The following is a 17,493-nucleotide window of genomic DNA, read 5'->3' on the forward strand; positions in this document are numbered from 1 at the left end:
CAGCGCCAGCACTTTCTGAGCGCAATTCCAGCGCGATACCAACCAGGCACAACACGCCAAACACCCAGCCCGACGCCGCGCCGGCCATGGTGCCGGAGAGCACTGCCGACCGTGCAGCCGAGCGCGGGCATCTCGACGTGGTGCTCAAATCGGCGCGGCTAGAGGAACGCGAACTCGCCACCGGCAAACTCATCTGCCCCTTGCAGGGCATCAGCAACTCCGTACGCATCATGGGCCACTACCTAGCCCCCGTCGGCACGCCTTCACCCAATTCAAGTGCTGGCTACTGGCAGACTCGCTGCATCCGACAGAGCGACCGAGCAACGCCAGGGCAAGTCGATACGCAAAGGGGCTGCGCAATGCCCGGCTCTATCCTCACATTGGGCCTTTACGATAAGCCCAGTCGTACTTGGTCTTTTCCGCGTGCGGACTGTGACAACGAACACCGCAAGCGCAAAACAGCTGGCGCCTGAATTGATGAGCTCAATTCGGACAGAGACGTCCGGTGGGCCGGGGCTATTCAGAGCCTGGCTTTACGCGCCAGGCGACAAGCCATCCTCAGGTCGGAAGATGGCGTGCGTGGTTGGTAATTTCCGATCAGTGTGAGCGTCTCTATCAGCTATTGGCCGAACGCAGCGTTGTCGACCGCCTCATACGCGACCAATGACCTGTGGCGTGTATGGCAGATAGCTGCAGTCCCGTTACCCGAATCTGAGAGCCCCAGCATTGAGTCAACGGAGACACAGGAGCTCATCACCAATTTGTCGAACATTTCAGGGGGCTTATAAAACACCCCCTGCTCGCAGATCCAGCGGATACTCGACGATGACGTAGATACGATCTATATCTGACCCAGCCTGTGCAGCGTTCGCTCGATGAGTAACATGGGCCATGCTTACAGATAGGCCACGGGCCGCACCGGACTGGACGACATAACCGATATCGATGTCGCGCTCCCAATGCTTACCGCCCCGACCCTGCAGAGGGTGATAGTTACTGCCATCGAAGTGGTTGTAGGCACCTCCACCTTGTGCACGGGTGCCATCGATATCGCTGCCGCGAACATAGCGCGCCGAAAACGAAAGGCCGGTGACTCCGATGCTCTGGCCATTCCATTGGTAGCGGGCCTGCCATGAGCGCTCGTTTGGCCCATTGAAGTCGGCAAACTTGACGGAGTTTGCGAGGTAGATCGAGTCGCCGCCGACAAAATCGAACGGGGTATCCCCCTCTATCTTCTGGTAACCCAAGCTTAGCGTGTGCTCCGCAAGGGACAGTCGCGTCATCAGGCTGTATGCCAAGGTATCTATCTTACCGGCGCGGGCAGCCTGCGAATCGACGGTACGATACAGGTTACTGTCCAGAGACCATCGCCCTCGGCGCAGATTGACATTCGCGTAGGACTGTCGCCAGACATCCTGGAGCGATGACGTATAAAGCGCACCACCCCAGCTATGGTCGTCCGCAACCCAAGTCGCACCCGCCAGGCTGATGCTTCCGAATCTAGTAGTAGCGCCGTACCCGGAAAAATCGTCATGCCCTGAGCTGGAGTCCTGGTTCTTGAATGCGGTGAAGCGTCCAGCTTGCAGGGTAAGGCCCGGAAGCGTTCGATCCTCGAGAAACCAACCAGTGGCGTACTCCGGCTGAAGCCGCTTGTCGCCTGTGTCGAATACAGGTGTTTCCACTGCCATCTCGCCATACGCAAGCGTGCTATCGCCGTGGACGAGCCGTATCGCGCCGCCCGCAGATGAATACTCCGCAGGGCTTCTGCCATCACTGTCTACCGGCAAAAGCCCAGTTCCGGAATGACCGCGTCCACCGTCGAGTTTGATGCCCAGAAACCCATGGAGATCGACACCCAAACCCACGCTGCCCCGCGTGAGGTCACTGCGGTACTGACCGATGAGCCCCTGCGCCCATTCGCGTGTCAGACTCTTGCCGCTTGGGCTCTCGGTGCGGAAGTCGTTGTGGATAAGGTAGTTGCGTGACAACAGAAGCGCGTCAGCTGCCATACCCGGAGAGCATGCTGTTAGCAGCAGCCCTGCGGCGGCTACCGTGGGGGACTTCATGCTTGCCCCGATAGAGCGGGAGAAGGCGCGGAACGCCCCAGTCGATAGATGCTAAATGGCCCAGGGCCGGCAACTGCAAGGCCGCCGAAGACAATGATCATCAGCCAGGCGAACTGACCTTCGGCCAGAGACCAATGCGGGTGCACCAACACAACCGATACGAGCAGCACTGCGAGAACAGGGATACATGCGAGACGTGCACATATTCCCGTGATTATCAGCAAAGGACATACAACTTCTGCGAACACCGCAAAGCTCAAGGTGAGCGTCGCACCGAGATGAAGTGGGTCCTCGATTAACCGCAGCTCGGCGCTCCAGTTCAGAACTTTTGGCAAACCATGCACGATCAACAGTAGAAGTGCAGCACTGACCCGCATGTAAAGAAGCGCCCAGGCAGTGGCGGGATGCATCGGGGGGGAATGCTTCATAGTCGACTCGTATGACGGACAAGAAGCACCACAATCTGCCCATACGCGCCTGACTGATTGTACAGATGTGCTGAGAGTCTTCTAAAGACTTAGGCGTCCTCTAGCTGCTGCTTTAGCTTCTCGCGCTTGTCTTCGATGCGCTTTGTTGTCCGCTCAATGTTCGACAGATCGCGAAATGAGCCTGCCTCAAAGTAGGCAGCAAGCGCAGCTGCCAAAAAACAGCTGAAAGAAAGGAAATTGAACAGGGAGGTCAGTCCGGGAGTAGGAATGATCTTAGTCAGCGCAGAAGCCAACAGGCCAACCGCCACCAAGAACAAGATTGCGAAAAGCCAGAAAAATGCCATTCCTAGACGGTACTCATCCGAGTCGCGCAGTCGGCCTACATACTCCATATGCGAGTCGAGCTCTTCGAGCTGCTTTCTGATTACTTTCTTCCGGCGACCTTGAATCACATGAAAAACCCACGCGATCAAAAAAGACGCGACTGTACCGATGACGATGCCGTAAATGGTTTCAGAACTCATACGCCTAACTCCTTCCCTGAAAGCGATGCCAACCCACCAGCTAGATTTTCGACAGTCGTCATCCCTGAAAAGCAAAAGCCCCCGAAACTCTAGGAATTTCAGGGGCTTAGGTATGCAATATGGCGGGAAGATAGGGATTCGAACCCTAGGTGCACTTGCGTACACAACGGATTTCGAATCCGTCCCGTTCGGCCACTCCGGCATCTTCCCACGGCGGGGCGCATGATAGCAGCTCAGTTCCCGTTGGCGAACCCCGTTTAGCGATTTTTTCGCATGCTTTCAGATGCTTGCGTATGCTTGTCAAATCACGGGCAAAAAAAGAGGAGCCTCGGCTCCTCTTTTCTATCACTCGACTCTCACTGGGTCAGGCGAGTCAGCGCTTCGCGATACTTGTCTGCGGTCTTCTGCGCGACATCGGCAGGTACGGCGGGGGCTGGCGGGGTCTTGCCCCAGCCGGTGGACTCCAGCCAGTCACGCACGAACTGCTTGTCGAAGCTCGGCGGGTTGCTGCCTTCGGCATAGCTGTCGGCGGGCCAGAAACGGCTGGAGTCGGGGGTCAGCGCCTCGTCCATCAGGGTCAGCGTGCCGTGCTCGTCGAGACCGAATTCGAACTTGGTGTCGGCGATGATGATGCCGCGGGTAGCCGCGTACTCGACAGCCGCGCTGTACAGAGCGATCGCGGTGTCACGCACCTTGGCAGCCAGCTCCTTGCCGATGATCGCTTCGCACTGCTCGAAAGAGATGTTCTCGTCGTGGTCGCCGACAGCGGCCTTGGTCGACGGGGTGAAGATCGGCTGCGGCAGCTTGGCCGCTTCCCTCAGCCCGACCGGCAGCTGGATGCCGCAGACGGTGCCGCTCTTCTGATACTCCTTCCAGCCCGAACCGACGATGTAGCCACGCACGATGGCTTCCACGGCGACCGGCTTGAGGCGCTTGGCGACCACTGCGCGCCCCTCCACCAGCGGCAACTCCTCGGCCGACACCACGTCCTCGACCCGGTCCCCGGTAAAGTGGTTGGGAACTATGCCGGCCAGCTTGTCGAACCAGAAATTGGAGATCGCGGTGAGAATCTTGCCCTTCTCCGGAATCGGCTCGTTGAGGATCACGTCGAACGCCGAAAGGCGATCGGTGGCGACCATCAGCATGCGCTCGGCGTCGATTTCATAGAGGTCACGAACTTTGCCCGAATAGATTTTTTTCAGGCTCAGGGTAGGAGTGCTCATGTCGGAATTTCCGAGTTGATCTAAACGAAACAGGCGAAACCCACGCGGGTTTCGCCTATCGATTTACCACCGTGGCCGTCGCTGCGAGCGTCGGCGTCACAGTCAGCCGAGGTTTTCCTGGATCAGGGCCAGCACACGGCGCGTCACGTCTTCCGGAGCGACTGTATTGAGGTCCTTCTCCACGGATACCTGCACATCGCCATTGGTGCTGCTGGTCAGGCGAACCTGATAGCGCTCGGCGCGGGCGTCGACTTCTTCCTTGCTCGGCTCGCTGCCGAACACTCGACTGAAGAAGCCACGTTTCTCTTCTTCCTGACGGGCGCCTTCGGCGAGGTTGACGTAGTAGATACCCAGGCTGCGGTTGACGTCGTCGACACGCAGGTTGGCCAGCTCGAGTGCGCGGCCGACACTGGACCAGGCGCGATCAAAGTCGGTGCTCAGGTTGAGGACCTGGTTGCCGTTGCCGTCCTGGGTCAGGCTGACGCGGCTCGGCGCGTCGTAGCTGCGCGCGGCCAGCAGGGACACCGAACCGTGCTCGGCGCTGCTGCTCAGGTCGGCCAGCATGCCGTCGAGCAGCGAGGCTTCCAGCGAAGCATTGCCAGTGCGCGCCGGGAAGGCCACATCAGCACTGCTACCCTGCTCGCGCTCGGCGCTGACAACGAAGACTTCGCTGGTGTTGCGCACCACGCCCGGCTCGATGCGCACTCGCACACGCACATCGTTGTCGCTATCGCTCAGCAGACTGCCCAGGCGCCGCGCCATGGCCGGAGCGAGCTCCGAAGCCGGCTGCCAGGCCGTGATGAACTCACCAGTCTGTGGACGCTCTTCGGCAATGCGGAAACCGCTGTTCTCGAAATACTGACGCGCAACCGGCCAGACTTCGGAAGGGGCGCGCTGCGCCACCAGCCAGCGCGAGTCACCACTCTTCTGCAGGCTGAATTCGCTGGCTTCTTCGCTGATCTGGATGCCCTGCGGACGGGGTACTTCGAATTTCTCCGGGGTATCGACGCTGTCCGCAACGTTGCGCGGCACCGGCAGCAGCGGGTCGATGCGCTTGGCGTCGACGTTGGCTGGCATGTTCATCGGCGCGGTCTGACGCGCTTCGAGGTAGTCGGTGCTGCGGTCACGGAAATAGCCGTCCTCACCCCACAGCCACCCACAACCGCTGGTGCTGGAGATAATCACGGCAAGGGCGGAAAGTCCGGCCAATCGCTTCATGCGTAATGCTTCCTCGGTTAAACCAGTACGCCGGACTGGCGCAGGGCCTGACGCAGCGGCTCGTGGCAACGCGCACTGAGCCAGGTCAGGGGCAGGCGGATGCCATCCGGCATCATGCCCATTTCGTTAAGGGCCCACTTCACCGGAATCGGGTTGGATTCGATGAACAGAGTCTTGTGCAGCGGCATCAGGCGCTCGTTGATCGCCCGCGCCTTGTCGGCATCGCCGGCCATCGCCGTGGCGCACAGTTCGGCCATGGCACGCGGGGCGACGTTGGCGGTCACCGAGATGTTGCCCTTGCCGCCCATCAGCATCAGCTCGACGGCGGTGGCATCGTCACCGGAATAGACGAGGAAATCCTTGCTCACGCGGTCGAGCACTTCTTGGCCACGCTGCAGGTCGCCCGTGGCTTCCTTGATACCGATGATGTTGGCGATCTTCGACAGACGCTCGACGGTCTCCGGCAGCATGTCGCAGACGGTACGACCCGGCACGTTGTAGAGGATCTGCGGGATGGCCACGGCTTCGGCGATGTGGCGGAAGTGCTGGTACAGGCCTTCCTGGGTCGGCTTGTTGTAGTACGGCGTGACCAGCAGGCAGGCATCGGCACCGACGCTCTTGGCGTTCTGAGTCAGCTCGACCGCTTCGCGGGTGCTGTTGGCACCGGTACCGGCGATCACCGGGATGCGGCCGTTGACCTGATCAACCACGCGGCGGATGACCTCGACATGCTCGTGGACATCCAGGGTAGCGGACTCACCCGTGGTGCCGACGGCGACGATGGCGTTGGTGCCCTCTTGCAGGTGGAAATCCACCAGCTTGCTCAGGCTGTCCCAATCCAGACCACCCTGCGCGTCCATGGGCGTGACCAGTGCCACCATACTGCCCGAAATCATGCAACCGCTCCTGCCGGAAAAAGAGAGCGGTAATGGTACTGACGCCACCAGTGTTGTACAAGCGAAGGTCTGCACCTCTCGGCCAGCGGACAAACCGACGTACCGGCCTGTGCGCACGCCGTTTCGGCATTCCCCTGAGCGGTGCTTTTCGCTACCCTCCCCTCTTTGCACGGCCCATCGCGCCGCGCGCACTCATCGCTCTAGGAAACGCTGCATGTCCACCCCCACGGTTCGCGAACAATTTCTTGTCATCAGTGCCCTCGGCGCCAACCCCATGGAGCTGACCAGCATCCTGTGCCGAGCCAGCCAGGAGAACCGCTGCGCGATCGTCAGTACCCGCCTGACCCGTCATGGCGAATACAGCGCATTGATCCTGCAGGTGAGTGGCAGCTGGGATGCCCTGGCACGTCTTGAGGCCGCGCTGCCGGTGCTGGCCAAGAAGCACGCCTTCAACGTCAACATGACCCGCAGCGGCGCCATGGAGAACCGTCCGCAGGCGCTGCCCTACGTGGCCTACGTCAGCTGCGTCTATCGTCCGGACATCCTCAACGAGCTGTGCCAGTTCTTCAGCGACCACAATGTCGAACTGGAAAACATCACCTGCGACACTTACCAGGCTCCGCAGACTGGCGGCACGCTGCTCAACGCCACGCTGACCGTGACCCTGCCGGCCGGCACCCAGATCAGCTGGCTGCGCGACCAGTTCCTCGATTTCGCCGACTCGCTCAACCTCGACGCCCTGATCGAACCCTGGCGCCCGCAGAACCCGTAAGGAGCAACCGATGAGCGTGACCCTCAACGAACCCGTCGGCGACTTCGACGTGCCGGCCACCAGCGATCAGCGCGTGTCCCTGAGCGCACTGAAAGGCCAGCAAGTGGTGCTCTACTTCTACCCCAAGGACAGCACGCCGGGCTGCACTACCCAGGGCCAGGGCTTTCGCGACCAGCACGAAGCCTTCGCCGCGGCCAACACGGTGGTCTTCGGTGTCTCGCGTGACGGCCTCAAGTCCCACGAGAACTTCAAGGCCAAGCAGGGCTTCCCCTTCGAACTTATCTCCGACAAGGACGAAGCGCTCTGTCAGCTGTTCGACGTGATCAAGCTGAAGAAGCTCTACGGCAAGGAATACCTGGGTATCGACCGCAGCACCTTCCTCATCGACGCGAAAGGCGTGCTGCGCCAGGAGTGGCGCGGCGTAAAGGTACCGGGCCACGTCGACGCCGTGCTCGCCGCCGCACAGGCGCTGCACAAGGGCTGAAAACCAGCCAGCCGCAACGAAAAAGGGCCGCATCAGCGGCCCTTTTTCATTTCCGGTAAGTCACGCCTTGCGCAGCCAGTAGCGGAACACACCGGCCTCCTCGTCCTCGCGCAGCAGCTCATGACCGGCCAGGCGAGCGAAGGCGCGGAAGTCGCGCTGCGAGCCGGCATCGGTAGACGTCACCTTGAGCACCGCACCGCTGGCCAGGCGATTGAGCTCCAGCTTGGCCTTGAGCAACGGCATCGGACAACTCAGGCCGGAGGCATCCACCTCGGCATCAAACAGTACGTCAGTCATCGATCCGCTCCCAAAAATGATGCAAAGCATATCCAAGGGCGCGCAACCCTGGCCAGTCGCGTGGCCAGGCGGCTACAGTAGAGCCCTTGTTCTCGATGAGCCCCGTGCATGAACCTCCTGCGCCCTTCACTGCTCGCCATCGCCTGCCTGCTCGCCCAGCCGTCCATCGCCGATGACCTGCCTTCCCTGGGCGACTCCAGTTCCTCGATCGTCTCCCCCGAACAGGAACACCAGCTCGGCCGCGCCTGGCTGAGCATGCTGCGCGGCCAGGTCGACCAGTTGTCCGACCCGCAGCTCAAGGACTATGTGGAAACCAGCGTGTACCGCCTGGCCGAGACCAGCCAGCTGCAGGACCGGCGCCTGGAGTTCGTCCTGCTCAAGAGCCCGCAACTGAACGCCTTCGCCGCACCCGGCGGGATCATCGGCGTCAACGGCGGCCTGTTCCTCTATGCGCAGACAGAAGCCGAATACGCTTCGGTACTGGCCCACGAACTGGCGCACTTGTCGCAACGCCACTTCGCCCGCGGCCTCGAAGCCCAGCAGCGCATGCAGGTGCCGATGATGGCCGCCATGCTTGCCGGCATCATCGCCGCAGCCGCCGGCGCCGGTGATGCCGGCATGGCCGCGATCATGTCGACTCAGGCCGCAGCGATCCAGGAGCAGCGCCGCTTCTCCCGGCAGAACGAACAGGAAGCCGATCGTATCGGCCTGCTCAACCTGGAGAAAGCTGGCTACGACCCGCGCGCCATGCCGAGCATGTTCGAGCGCCTGATGCGCCAGTACCGCTACGACGCCAAGCCGCCGGAATTCCTCCTGACCCACCCGGTGTCCGAGTCGCGTATTGCCGACACCCGCAACCGGGCCGAGCAGTACAAGCCCGGCGGCACCGAGGACAGCCTGCGTTATCAACTGTTGCGCGCCCGCGTGCAACTGACCTTCGAGGAAACCCCGGGCATCGCCGGCAAACGCTTTCGCGCCATGCTCGACGACAACCCCAAACTGGACGTCGCGCGCTACGGCCTGGCCATCGCCCAAACCAAGGGTGGCCAGCTCAACGAAGCCCGCGCCGGGCTGGAAGAACTGCTCAGCCGCGCACCAAACGACCTGACCTATAACTTGGCGATGGTCGACCTCGACATCACCAACAACCGCGTCGCCGATGCCCGCCAGCGCGTCGAGCGCCTGCGCAGCCAGTATCCGCACAGCTACCCGCTGGAGCAGATGCGCATCGACCTGATGCTCAAGCAGAATCAGCCCAAGGATGCCGAGCAGGCACTCAACCAGCTGCTCGGCTCGCGTCCGCACGACCCGGACGTGTGGTATCAGGTCGCCGAGGTGCGCGGCATGGCCGGCAACATCATCGGCCTGCACCAGGCGCGAGCGGAGTTCTTCGCCCTGGTCGGCGACTACGACCAGGCGCTGTCGCAACTGGACCTGGCCAAGCGCCGTGCCAGCAGCAACTTCCCGCTGGCTTCGCGCATCGACGCGCGGCAGAAGCAATTGCAGGACGAGAAGAATGCCATCGAGAAGATGATGCGCTGATCACCTCGCCGACAAAAAAGCCCGGCACAGGCCGGGCTTTTTTCGCGCGTAGATCAAGCGTTACCCGCCAACCTCAGCCTCGCGGCCTGCGTGAAATCGAGCATGCGTTTCAGCGGTTTGATCGCCCGCGGGATCAGCGATGGCTCGACGAGGATCTCGTTGCTGCCCTCGCGCAGGCACTGCAGCGTGCGCTGCAAGGTGTTCATCGCCATCCACGGGCAATGCGCGCAGCTGCGGCAGGCCGCACCGTTGCCGGCAGTCGGTGCCTCGACGAAGACCTTGTCTGGGCACAGCTGCTGCATCTTGTAGAAGATGCCGCGATCGGTGGCGACGATGAAGGTCTTGTTCGGCAGGGTCTGCGCCGCCTTGATCAACTGGCTGGTAGAGCCCACCGCATCCGCCAGGTCGATCACCGCCTCCGGCGACTCCGGGTGCACCAGCACCGCGGCGTCCGGGTACAGCGCCTTCATGTCGAGCAGCTGGCGCGACTTGAATTCCTCGTGGACGATGCAGGCACCGTCCCAGAGCAGCATGTCGGCACCGGTCTCGCGCTGGATGTAACTCCCCAGGTGCTGGTCCGGCGCCCAGAGGATGGTCTCGCCGTTGTCCATCAGGCTCTCGACGATTTCCAGCGCGCAGCTGGAGGTCACCACCCAGTCGGCCCGCGCCTTCACCGCCGCCGAGGTGTTGGCGTAGACCACCACGGTACGCTCGGGATGCTGGTCGCAGAACGCGGAAAACTCGTCGACCGGACAACCCAGGTCGAGCGAGCAGGTCGCCTCCAGGGTCGGCATCAATACACGCTTTTCCGGGTTGAGGATCTTCGCCGTCTCACCCATGAACTTGACCCCGGCGACCACCACGGTCTGCGCCGCATGCTGGTTGCCGAAGCGGGCCATTTCCAAGGAGTCGGACACGCAGCCGCCGGTTTCCTCGGCCAGGGCCTGGATCACCGGATCACAGTAGTAGTGGGCGACCAGCACGGCATTCTGCTTCTTCAGCTCGGCGGCGATTTCACTGCGATAGAAGGCTTCCTGCTCGGCGGTCAACGGTACCGGCTGCTTGGCATCGAGATGGGCCTGGACGAGCAGGCGTTCGGAAATCTGAGTCATGTCATCAGGCTCTGAATATGCTTTCAGTGCGGCCGATTATACGCGCCAACGAAGGTGGCGAGTGGCTCGATGGAGAATGTTGGAAGAGGTGCTGCGAAGGAGGGAGTGGTGGGTCGTGTAGGATTCGAACCTACGACCAATTGGTTAAAAGCCAACTGCTCTACCAACTGAGCTAACGACCCAACGCGGGGCGCATGATACTGATTTAAATCAGAAAATCAACACCCCAGAACAAACTTAGGCATATCGGGTGGGATCGGCCACCTTGGCGGCGGCAAAACCGGCCGCGCGCAGACGGCAGCTGTCGCAACGGCCACAGGCACGCCCATCGCCATCCGCCTGGTAGCACGACACGGTGAGGCCATAGTCAACACCATGCCGCAGGCCGATCTCGACGATCTGCGCCTTGCTCAGATTCTGCAGCGGCGCCTGGATGCGAAAGCCGCTGCCCTCCACCCCTTCACGGGTTGCCAGGTTGGCTACGCGCTCGAACGCTTCGATGAAGGCAGGCCGGCAATCCGGGTAGCCGGAATAGTCCACCGCGTTCACGCCGATGAAGATGTCATGGGCGCCGAGCACTTCGGCCCAGCCCAGCGCCAGCGACAGGAACACCGTGTTGCGCGCGGGTACGTAGGTCACCGGAATTCCTTCGGTCGGACCTTCTGGCACGGCAATGGAGTTGTCGGTCAGCGCCGAGCCGCCGATGCCATTGAGGTCGAGACCAATCACCTTGTGTTCGACCACGCCAAGCTGCTGCGCCACGCGCTCCGCGGCCTGCAACTCGGCACGGTGCCGCTGACCGTAGTCGAAGCTCATGCTGTAGCAGGCAAAATCCGCCGCCTTGGCCTGCGCCAGAATGGTCGCCGAGTCCAGGCCGCCGGAGAGCAGCACCACCGCTTTCTTGTCCGTCATGCTCAATGCCCCGGCTCGTCATTCCACAGGATCTTGTGCAGCTGCAGCTGGAAACGCACCGGCAGGTTGTCGGCGACGATCCACTCGGCCAGCGCCTGCGCACTGACCTGCTGATGGCTGGGCGAAAACAGCACCTCGCCGGCGCGCTGATCGAGGCGATACTCGATCAGCTTGGAGACCGCCCAGTCGTAGTCCTCGCGCGAGCAAATGACGAACTTCACCTGATCGTTGCGGGTCAGGTGCGCCATGTTGCTATAGAGGTTGCGCGAGACTTCCGCCGAGCCCGGCGTCTTCAGGTCGACCACACGACTGACGCGAACGTCGGTGGCGGCGATATCCAAGGCACCACTGGTTTCCAGGGACACCTCGTAACCAGCATCACACAGGCGCTCGAGCAAAGGGATGCAGTTGGGCTGGGCCAGCGGCTCGCCACCGGTCACGCAAACGTAGCGGGGCTTGTAGCGAGCGACCTGTTCGCAGATGGCGTCCAGGCTGATGACCTCGCCGCCACTGAAGGCATAGGCGGTGTCGCAATACTGGCAACGCAATGGACAGCCAGTCAGGCGAACGAATACCGTGGGCAAACCACTGGTACGCGTTTCGCCCTGCAACGAGTAGAAAATCTCGGTAATGCGCAGGGTTTCTTGCATAGGGCACCGGGCGTGACGGCTAAACAGGCCATCCGCCTCCGTTGCGGGAAAAGGGTCGCGATTCTAACGAAAAACCCGCGACAGGCGCGGGTTTTCTGAGTAACGGTCAGGCGTTTGTCAGGGCAGACGCTGCAGATCACGCTGGGCCAGCTGAGCGGCCGACGAACCGGGGAACTGCGAGACCAGCTGACGCAGGATGCCCTTGGCCTTGTCGGTGTTGCCAAGACGCTGCTCGACATCGGCCAGCTTGAACAGCGAGTCCGGCACCTTGGCGTGGGTCGGATAGGTCACGCTAACGGTGGCGAAGGCCTTGCCAGCGGCCTGCAGGTCGCCTTTGGCCAGGTTGACTTCGCCGAGCCAGTACTGGGCGTTGCCGGCGTACTGGCTGTTCGGGTATTTACGCAGGAAAGCGTTGAAGGCCTGGCTGGCCTTCTCGAAATCCTTGGCCTTGATCAGGTCGAAAGCCGCATCGTAGTACAGCTTTTCTTTGGCCGGATCGGCAGGTTCGTTGCTTGCCGCAGGCGCCTGCTCGGCAGGTGCTGCGGGAGCGCCGCCGGCATTGATCGCGCCGTCGGCTGGAGAATTCTGGGTAGGAGCTGCAGCGCCAGCGGCACCACTAGACAGGCGACTGTCCAAGTCCTGATAACGCGCCAAGCTTTCCTGCTTGAGGCTCTGAATCTGATTCTGCTGTTCTTCGACCATGCCGCGCAGCTGGGCAATTTCTGTCTGCATCTGCTGCAACTGCATGAACAGCTCACCCTGCGCCGAGGTCGGGGCCGTAGCCCCTCCCCCGGCGTAGGCGCCATTCGTGCCGTAACCCGCAGGCGGATAGCTACTGCTACTGCCGTAACCGGCATTGCCATCCACCACAGGCACCTCTGCCACTGCCGCGAACGGCAGGAACAAGGCCAACGAAGTTACTACACGAAGGCACTTACGCATGGCGAATTACTTACGCAGTTCGACGCGACGGTTCTGGGCCCAGGACTGCTCGTCGTTGCCAGTGGCAACCGGACGCTCTTCGCCGTAGGAAACCAGTTCCAGCTGAGCCGGGGAAACGCCCTGCAGAACCAGGTAACGTTGAACGGCTTGCGAACGACGCTCGCCCAGAGCCATGTTGTACTCGCGGGTGCCGCGCTCGTCAGTGTGGCCTTCCAGAACGACGCGAGCGCCGTTGCCTTTCAGGTCCTTGGCGTGAACGTCCAGAGCGCGCATGGCTTCCGGCTTCAGGTCCGAGCTGTCGTATTCGAAGTAGAAAGTGGTGATGGCGCGCAGAGCAGCTTCTTCGCTCAGGGAACCGTCAACACCGCTGTTACCGGCATTGTAGCCAGCGTTCGGGTCAACAGCGCCTTCGCCAGAGTTGTCGCCGCCTTTGGACGAGCAACCAACAGCAACGGCCAGAGCCAGGCTCAGAGCGGCAAATTTGCCAAATTTCAGCATTTCCATGATGTAACTCCTAATGAAACCCCAGGTGTGTTTAACGCAAAACGTGTTGGTACCGCATCAGTTCAGGTAGGGAGACCAGGACGGTTCCCGAACATCGCCTTGGGCGGTGGGAATCGGGAGCCTGACACGTCCATTGGTGGAGACGAGCATCAGCACGCCCCGGCCCTGCTGGCGGGTGGCGTAGATTAGCATGGCGCCATTGGGCGCAACAGTAGGCGAGTCGTCCAGACTGGTCTCCGAAAGAATCCGAATACGACTGGTCATCAGGTCCTGCGCCGCCACCTTGAAGTTGGTGAAACCATCCTGACGGTGGATCATCACCAGGGTCTTCTCATCGGCGGAAAGTTTCGGGTTGGCGTTGTAGTTCCCGGTGAAGGTCACACGCTCAACGGCACCCGAAGCGATGTTCTGCTTGTAGACCTGCGGCTTGCCGGCGCGATCAGAGGTGAAGTAGATGGTCTGCCCATCCTTGCCCCAGAAGGGTTCGGTGTCGATGGCGTAGTGATTGGTTACGCGCTGCAGCTGACGGGTACCCAGGTTCATCACGTAGATTTCCGGGTTACCGTCCTTGGACAGCACGAATGCCAGGCGACTGCCGTCCGGAGAGAATGCCGGGGCACCATTGAGGCCTTCGAAGTTGGTGATCTGCTCACGGCGACCAGTATCGATGTGCTGGATGAAGATGCGCGGACGACGCTGCTCGAACGATACATAGGCGATGCGACGGGCATCCGGTGCGTAGCGCGGCGAGAGGATCGGCTCGCGCGACTGCAGCAAGGTCACCGCACGCGCGCCGTCATAGTCGGAGCGTTGCAGGGTGTAACGGGTGTTGCTGGCAGAGAAACGCTCGGCTGTCACGTAGAGCATCTTGGTGGAGAACGCGCCCTTCACACCGGTGAGCTTCTCGAATGCCTGGTCGGCCACATGGTGCGCCATGTCGCGCAGTTGATCGGGGGTGCCGCCCACATTGCCGGCCACCACTTGCTGCTCGGTCGCCACGTTGAACAGGGCGAACTGCACCTGCAGGCGACCACCGTTCGGCACGATGCTGCCAACCATCACGTACTGGGCGCCCAGGGCCTTCCAGTCGCGGTAGATGATTTCGCTGGCCTGGGTCGGCAGGCTGATCATGTTTTGCCGCGGGATCGGCTCGTACATACCGGTGTTGCGCAGATCGTTGCCGATGATCTCGGCCATGTCTTCCGGCAGCACATTGCCACCCTGCCAACCGAACGGGACCACGGCGATCGGAATCGCGCGGTTGGAGCCTTCCGTGATGGAAATGTTCTTGTCCTCGGCCAGGGCAAGGCCTGTCGAGCAGCAGAGAACGAGCAGAAGTCCTCTCAGAATAGTGATCACAGGTCCAGATCCTCGGGCGTGAATGTCATTTTGAATGACCGGTAAGGGGCAAAATCGCTTGGGCTGATGCCTTGCATTTCGGTAATACGACCCACGTTGCGCACAGCGGTTACCGCCGAGCTATCGAACGCGGAATCGCCACTGGAGTTCAACACGGATGCGTTGGTGATGGTGCCATCGGGCAGCATGTTCACCTGCACAACCACTCGCATACCATTGCGCGCCGAAGGTGGGCGGCTCCAGTTTTGCGAGACCAGCTGACGAATCAGGTCATCGTAGTTGCCCGCCACCTGATCACCCACCTCATCCGCCAGCGCCTGCTGACGTTCGGTGGTATCGGAAAGCAGTTCGGCCAGGGCCGCGGCCTTCTTGTCGGCAGCCGCCTTGCGCGCAGCTTCCTGAGCTTTTTTCTTCTGCTCCGCAGCAGCGGCCTTCTTCTTGGCCTCTTCTGCAGCTTTTTTCTTCGCGGCTTCGGCAGCTTTCTTCTTGGCTTCCTCAGCGGCTTTCTTCTTCTCGTCCTCGGCCTTTTTCTTGGCGACGTCGGCGAGCTTCTTCTGTTCGGCGGCCTTTTCAGCAGCTTCGGCCTTCTTCGCCTCGGCCTCGGACTGCTTCTTCGCCACCTCAGCCTGTTTGGCCTCCTCGGCTTTCTTTTGTTCCGCGGCTTCCTGCTTCTGCTGTTCTTCCTTCTTCGCCTCGAGCTGTTCCTGCTCGTACTGGCGGGCAGCGGTTTTCTTCGCTTCGCCGGCAATCTTCTGATTGGTCTGGGTGGTCGCCTGGCTCTGTGACTTCAGCTGATACAGGGTCGCCTGCACGATCGGCTTGGCCGGCGGCAATTCGGGCGCGAAATGAAAGCTGACGAACAACATGGCGAACATCAGGGCGTGCAGGCCCACTGCCCAGATGGTTGGCCAGAAGTAGCTTTCCGAGGAGGAGCGTGCGCTCTGTTGCATCAAGGCGCCTCGGTGATCAGCCCGACGTTACCCACGCCAGCCTGCTGCAGACCACCCATCACGGCCATGACCGAGCCGTAATCGACTGACTTGTCGCCGCGCACGAAGACCTGGACCTTCTTACCCTGAGCCGCGTTCTGGCTCATGATCGCGGTCACCGTCTGCACCAGTTTGGGCAACTCGGTAGCGGTCTCGCTCTGTTTCCCCTGGTCCGGGTCCACTTCCTCACCCATGTTCCAGTAGTAGGTCTTGTCGGCCTTGATGGAGACGGTCAGCACGCGGGAATTGTTGTCCTGCGGCAGCGCCTCGCTGGACACCTTGGGCAGGTCGACCTTGACGCCCTGGTTGAGCATCGGCGCGGTCACCATGAAGATCACCAGCAACACCAGCATGACGTCGATGTACGGCACGACGTTCATCTCGGCGACTGGCTTGCGTCTGTTGCGAATTCTGGCCATGAGCTGAGCCTCAGTCTTCCGAGGTATGCACTTTGCGGTGCAGGATCGCCTGGAATTCGTCAGCGAAGGTGTAGTAGCGGCCAATCAGCATCTCGCCGCGAGCGGCGAAGCGGTTGTAGGCGATGACCGCCGGGATCGCAGCGAACAGGCCGATGGCGGTGGCGATCAGTGCCTCGGCGATACCCGGAGCCACAGTGGCCAGGGTGGCCTGCTGCACCTGCGCCAGACCGCGGAAGGAGTTCATGATCCCCCACACGGTGCCGAACAGGCCGATGTACGGACTGGTCGAGCCGACGGTAGCGAGGAATGGCAGGCTCTGCTCGAGCTTCTCTTCCTCACGCGAGATGGCCACACGCATGGCACGCGCCACGCCGTCCATCACCGCATCCGGGTCCACACCCGATTGCTGGCGCAGGCGCGAGAACTCCTTGAAGCCGGCACGGAAGATCTGCTCCACGCCACAGTCCGGGTCCGGGTTGCTGCCGGCCTGACGGTACAGTTTGGACAGATCGATACCCGACCAGAAGCGCTCCTCGAAGACATCGAGCGATTTCTTGGCGGCACGCAGCATGGTGCTGCGCTGGAAGATCATGATCCACGAGGTGACCGAGGCGGCCACCAGAATGAGCATGACCAGCTGCACCACGATACTGGCGTTGCTGATCAGGCTCCACATGGACATATGGTCAACGGCGTTGGCTTCCACGCTTACTCTCCTGCAGGGGGTAGACCCGCTATACCAGCGAAGGCTGCACGCAGCGCTCCGGGCATGGCACGGGGTTTCAAACTGTCGGTGCCGACACAGGCCACCACGAACTGCCCTTCACAGAGCAGCACCTCATCCGCGACCCGCCTTACCTGTTGACGAAAGCGCAGGCTGGCACGGTTCAATTCGATTACATCGGCAGTGATCGACAATTCGTCGTCCAGCTTCGCCGGTGCGTGATAACGCGCTTCGGCCGAGTGTACGACGAACAACAGGCCCTCATCGGCCAGGGCCGACTGGGCAAAGCCCAAATCACGCAGCCGCTCGGTACGAGCCCGCTCCATGAATTTGAGGTAATTGACGTAGTAGACGATACCGCCGGCATCGGTGTCTTCGTAATAAACCCGACAGCGATGGGCAAAAGGCCGAGCCTCGTTTTGCGCGCGCATA

At 61.4% G+C, this 17,493-nt stretch carries 20 protein-coding genes and 2 tRNA genes; 3 read left to right on the forward strand and 19 right to left on the reverse strand.

Annotated elements, in window-relative coordinates; all coding sequences use genetic code 11:
- Nucleotides 1–782: 782 nt before the first annotated feature.
- The 7 genes from IB229_RS03705 to dapA all read right to left on the reverse strand — a co-directional run bounded on the left by IB229_RS03705 (nt 783) and on the right by dapA (nt 6,355).
- Nucleotides 783–2,066 carry an OprD family outer membrane porin gene (locus IB229_RS03705; protein WP_192325074.1) on the reverse strand — a complete coding sequence of 428 codons (1,284 nt, stop codon included), beginning with the start codon at nt 2,064–2,066 and terminating at the stop codon, nt 783–785.
- Nucleotides 2,063–2,494, reverse strand: a complete 432-nt coding sequence (locus IB229_RS03710; RefSeq protein WP_192325076.1) for a DoxX family protein — start codon at nt 2,492–2,494, stop codon at nt 2,063–2,065. The genes IB229_RS03705 and IB229_RS03710 overlap by 4 nt, the downstream gene beginning before the upstream one ends.
- Nucleotides 2,495–2,583: 89 nt before the next feature.
- Complete coding sequence (locus tag IB229_RS03715; RefSeq protein ID WP_192325078.1) at nt 2,584–3,018, reverse strand: hypothetical protein; 435 nt, start codon at nt 3,016–3,018, stop codon at nt 2,584–2,586.
- A gap of 120 nt (nt 3,019–3,138) precedes the next feature.
- Nucleotides 3,139–3,228: transfer RNA gene (locus IB229_RS03720), tRNA-Ser, on the reverse strand.
- 146 nt (nt 3,229–3,374) lie between these two features.
- The gene (locus IB229_RS03725) at nt 3,375–4,241 is read right to left on the reverse strand and encodes a phosphoribosylaminoimidazolesuccinocarboxamide synthase (RefSeq protein WP_192325080.1); all 867 of its coding nucleotides are present in this window, start codon (nt 4,239–4,241) and stop codon (nt 3,375–3,377) included.
- Nucleotides 4,242–4,343: 102 nt separating this feature from the next.
- Entirely contained in the window at nt 4,344–5,459 is a 1,116-nt protein-coding gene (gene bamC, locus IB229_RS03730) for an outer membrane protein assembly factor BamC (protein ID WP_192325082.1), read from the reverse strand.
- 17 nt (nt 5,460–5,476) lie between these two features.
- Nucleotides 5,477–6,355, reverse strand: coding sequence for a 4-hydroxy-tetrahydrodipicolinate synthase (dapA, locus tag IB229_RS03735; RefSeq protein ID WP_192325084.1), 879 nt, complete (start codon nt 6,353–6,355; stop codon nt 5,477–5,479).
- 214 nt (nt 6,356–6,569) lie between these two features.
- On the opposite strand from dapA, the gene IB229_RS03740 reads away from it, so the two are divergent.
- Together IB229_RS03740 and IB229_RS03745 are read left to right on the forward strand one after the other, a co-directional pair.
- Nucleotides 6,570–7,127, forward strand: a complete 558-nt coding sequence (locus IB229_RS03740; protein WP_192325086.1) for a glycine cleavage system protein R — start codon at nt 6,570–6,572, stop codon at nt 7,125–7,127.
- 10 nt (nt 7,128–7,137) lie between these two features.
- Nucleotides 7,138–7,611 carry a peroxiredoxin gene (locus tag IB229_RS03745; protein WP_192325088.1) on the forward strand — a complete coding sequence of 158 codons (474 nt, stop codon included), beginning with the start codon at nt 7,138–7,140 and terminating at the stop codon, nt 7,609–7,611.
- 60 nt (nt 7,612–7,671) lie between these two features.
- Here the strand turns inward: IB229_RS03745 and IB229_RS03750 are convergent, their stop codons facing one another.
- Nucleotides 7,672–7,908 carry a sulfurtransferase TusA family protein gene (locus IB229_RS03750; protein ID WP_192325090.1) on the reverse strand — a complete coding sequence of 79 codons (237 nt, stop codon included), beginning with the start codon at nt 7,906–7,908 and terminating at the stop codon, nt 7,672–7,674.
- Between the two features lie 108 nt (nt 7,909–8,016).
- Here IB229_RS03750 and IB229_RS03755 point away from each other — a divergent pair, with 108 nt between their 5' ends.
- Nucleotides 8,017–9,450, forward strand: a complete 1,434-nt coding sequence (locus tag IB229_RS03755) for a M48 family metalloprotease (protein ID WP_192325092.1) — start codon at nt 8,017–8,019, stop codon at nt 9,448–9,450.
- A 53-nt stretch (nt 9,451–9,503) separates the two neighbouring features.
- Here the strand turns inward: IB229_RS03755 and nadA are convergent, their stop codons facing one another.
- The 11 genes from nadA to ybgC all read right to left on the reverse strand — a co-directional run bounded on the left by nadA (nt 9,504) and on the right by ybgC (nt 17,492).
- Nucleotides 9,504–10,562 (reverse strand): quinolinate synthase NadA, encoded by a 1,059-nt coding sequence (gene nadA, locus IB229_RS03760; protein ID WP_192325094.1) that lies wholly within the window; start codon nt 10,560–10,562, stop codon nt 9,504–9,506.
- Between the two features lie 106 nt (nt 10,563–10,668).
- A tRNA-Lys gene (locus IB229_RS03765) sits at nt 10,669–10,744 on the reverse strand.
- Nucleotides 10,745–10,799: 55 nt separating this feature from the next.
- Complete coding sequence (queC, locus tag IB229_RS03770) at nt 10,800–11,474, reverse strand: 7-cyano-7-deazaguanine synthase QueC (protein ID WP_192325096.1); 675 nt, start codon at nt 11,472–11,474, stop codon at nt 10,800–10,802.
- 2 nt (nt 11,475–11,476) lie between these two features.
- Complete coding sequence (gene queE / locus IB229_RS03775; protein ID WP_192325098.1) at nt 11,477–12,124, reverse strand: 7-carboxy-7-deazaguanine synthase QueE; 648 nt, start codon at nt 12,122–12,124, stop codon at nt 11,477–11,479.
- A gap of 117 nt (nt 12,125–12,241) precedes the next feature.
- Nucleotides 12,242–13,066, reverse strand: a complete 825-nt coding sequence (gene ybgF / locus IB229_RS03780; protein WP_192325100.1) for a tol-pal system protein YbgF — start codon at nt 13,064–13,066, stop codon at nt 12,242–12,244.
- A gap of 6 nt (nt 13,067–13,072) precedes the next feature.
- A complete protein-coding gene (gene pal / locus IB229_RS03785) occupies nt 13,073–13,570 on the reverse strand; it encodes a peptidoglycan-associated lipoprotein Pal (RefSeq protein WP_192325102.1) in 498 nt (165 codons plus the stop codon).
- Between the two features lie 57 nt (nt 13,571–13,627).
- On the reverse strand, nt 13,628–14,929 hold the full coding sequence (gene tolB, locus IB229_RS03790) for a Tol-Pal system beta propeller repeat protein TolB (RefSeq protein WP_192325104.1): 1,302 nt from the start codon (nt 14,927–14,929) through the stop codon (nt 13,628–13,630).
- The gene (gene tolA / locus IB229_RS03795) at nt 14,926–15,879 is read right to left on the reverse strand and encodes a cell envelope integrity protein TolA (protein WP_192325106.1); all 954 of its coding nucleotides are present in this window, start codon (nt 15,877–15,879) and stop codon (nt 14,926–14,928) included. The genes tolB and tolA overlap by 4 nt, the downstream gene beginning before the upstream one ends.
- Nucleotides 15,879–16,337, reverse strand: coding sequence for a protein TolR (gene tolR, locus IB229_RS03800; protein WP_192325108.1), 459 nt, complete (start codon nt 16,335–16,337; stop codon nt 15,879–15,881). The genes tolA and tolR overlap by 1 nt, the downstream gene beginning before the upstream one ends.
- A 10-nt stretch (nt 16,338–16,347) precedes the next feature.
- Nucleotides 16,348–17,043, reverse strand: a complete 696-nt coding sequence (gene tolQ, locus IB229_RS03805) for a protein TolQ (RefSeq protein ID WP_192325110.1) — start codon at nt 17,041–17,043, stop codon at nt 16,348–16,350.
- A gap of 2 nt (nt 17,044–17,045) precedes the next feature.
- Nucleotides 17,046–17,492: a tol-pal system-associated acyl-CoA thioesterase gene (gene ybgC / locus IB229_RS03810; protein ID WP_192325112.1), complete on the reverse strand. Its 447-nt coding sequence runs from the start codon at nt 17,490–17,492 to the stop codon at nt 17,046–17,048.
- Between the last annotated feature and the right edge of the window lies 1 nt (nt 17,493).

The organism is Pseudomonas sp. PDM14 (assembly GCF_014851905.1).
In the GTDB taxonomy this organism is placed as follows: domain Bacteria; phylum Pseudomonadota; class Gammaproteobacteria; order Pseudomonadales; family Pseudomonadaceae; genus Aquipseudomonas.

Bases quoted from the DNA above. Each gene is read 5' to 3' on its own strand.
- ybgC (WP_192325112.1), bottom strand. From the start codon at position 17,492: ATGCGCGCGCAAAACGAGGCTCGGCCTTTTGCCCATCGCTGTCGGGTT.
- IB229_RS03725 (WP_192325080.1), bottom strand. From the start codon at position 4,241: ATGAGCACTCCTACCCTGAGCCTGAAAAAAATCTATTCGGGCAAAGTT.
- dapA (WP_192325084.1), bottom strand. From the start codon at position 6,355: ATGATTTCGGGCAGTATGGTGGCACTGGTCACGCCCATGGACGCGCAG.
- bamC (WP_192325082.1), bottom strand. From the start codon at position 5,459: ATGAAGCGATTGGCCGGACTTTCCGCCCTTGCCGTGATTATCTCCAGC.
- IB229_RS03755 (WP_192325092.1), top strand. From the start codon at position 8,017: ATGAACCTCCTGCGCCCTTCACTGCTCGCCATCGCCTGCCTGCTCGCC.
- IB229_RS03745 (WP_192325088.1), top strand. From the start codon at position 7,138: ATGAGCGTGACCCTCAACGAACCCGTCGGCGACTTCGACGTGCCGGCC.
- IB229_RS03710 (WP_192325076.1), bottom strand. From the start codon at position 2,494: ATGAAGCATTCCCCCCCGATGCATCCCGCCACTGCCTGGGCGCTTCTT.
- queE (WP_192325098.1), bottom strand. From the start codon at position 12,124: ATGCAAGAAACCCTGCGCATTACCGAGATTTTCTACTCGTTGCAGGGC.
- IB229_RS03715 (WP_192325078.1), bottom strand. From the start codon at position 3,018: ATGAGTTCTGAAACCATTTACGGCATCGTCATCGGTACAGTCGCGTCT.
- queC (WP_192325096.1), bottom strand. From the start codon at position 11,474: ATGACGGACAAGAAAGCGGTGGTGCTGCTCTCCGGCGGCCTGGACTCG.
- nadA (WP_192325094.1), bottom strand. From the start codon at position 10,562: ATGACTCAGATTTCCGAACGCCTGCTCGTCCAGGCCCATCTCGATGCC.
- ybgF (WP_192325100.1), bottom strand. From the start codon at position 13,066: ATGCGTAAGTGCCTTCGTGTAGTAACTTCGTTGGCCTTGTTCCTGCCG.
- IB229_RS03750 (WP_192325090.1), bottom strand. From the start codon at position 7,908: ATGACTGACGTACTGTTTGATGCCGAGGTGGATGCCTCCGGCCTGAGT.
- tolR (WP_192325108.1), bottom strand. From the start codon at position 16,337: ATGGCCAGAATTCGCAACAGACGCAAGCCAGTCGCCGAGATGAACGTC.
- pal (WP_192325102.1), bottom strand. From the start codon at position 13,570: ATGGAAATGCTGAAATTTGGCAAATTTGCCGCTCTGAGCCTGGCTCTG.
- IB229_RS03705 (WP_192325074.1), bottom strand. From the start codon at position 2,066: ATGAAGTCCCCCACGGTAGCCGCCGCAGGGCTGCTGCTAACAGCATGC.
- tolA (WP_192325106.1), bottom strand. From the start codon at position 15,879: ATGCAACAGAGCGCACGCTCCTCCTCGGAAAGCTACTTCTGGCCAACC.
- IB229_RS03740 (WP_192325086.1), top strand. From the start codon at position 6,570: ATGTCCACCCCCACGGTTCGCGAACAATTTCTTGTCATCAGTGCCCTC.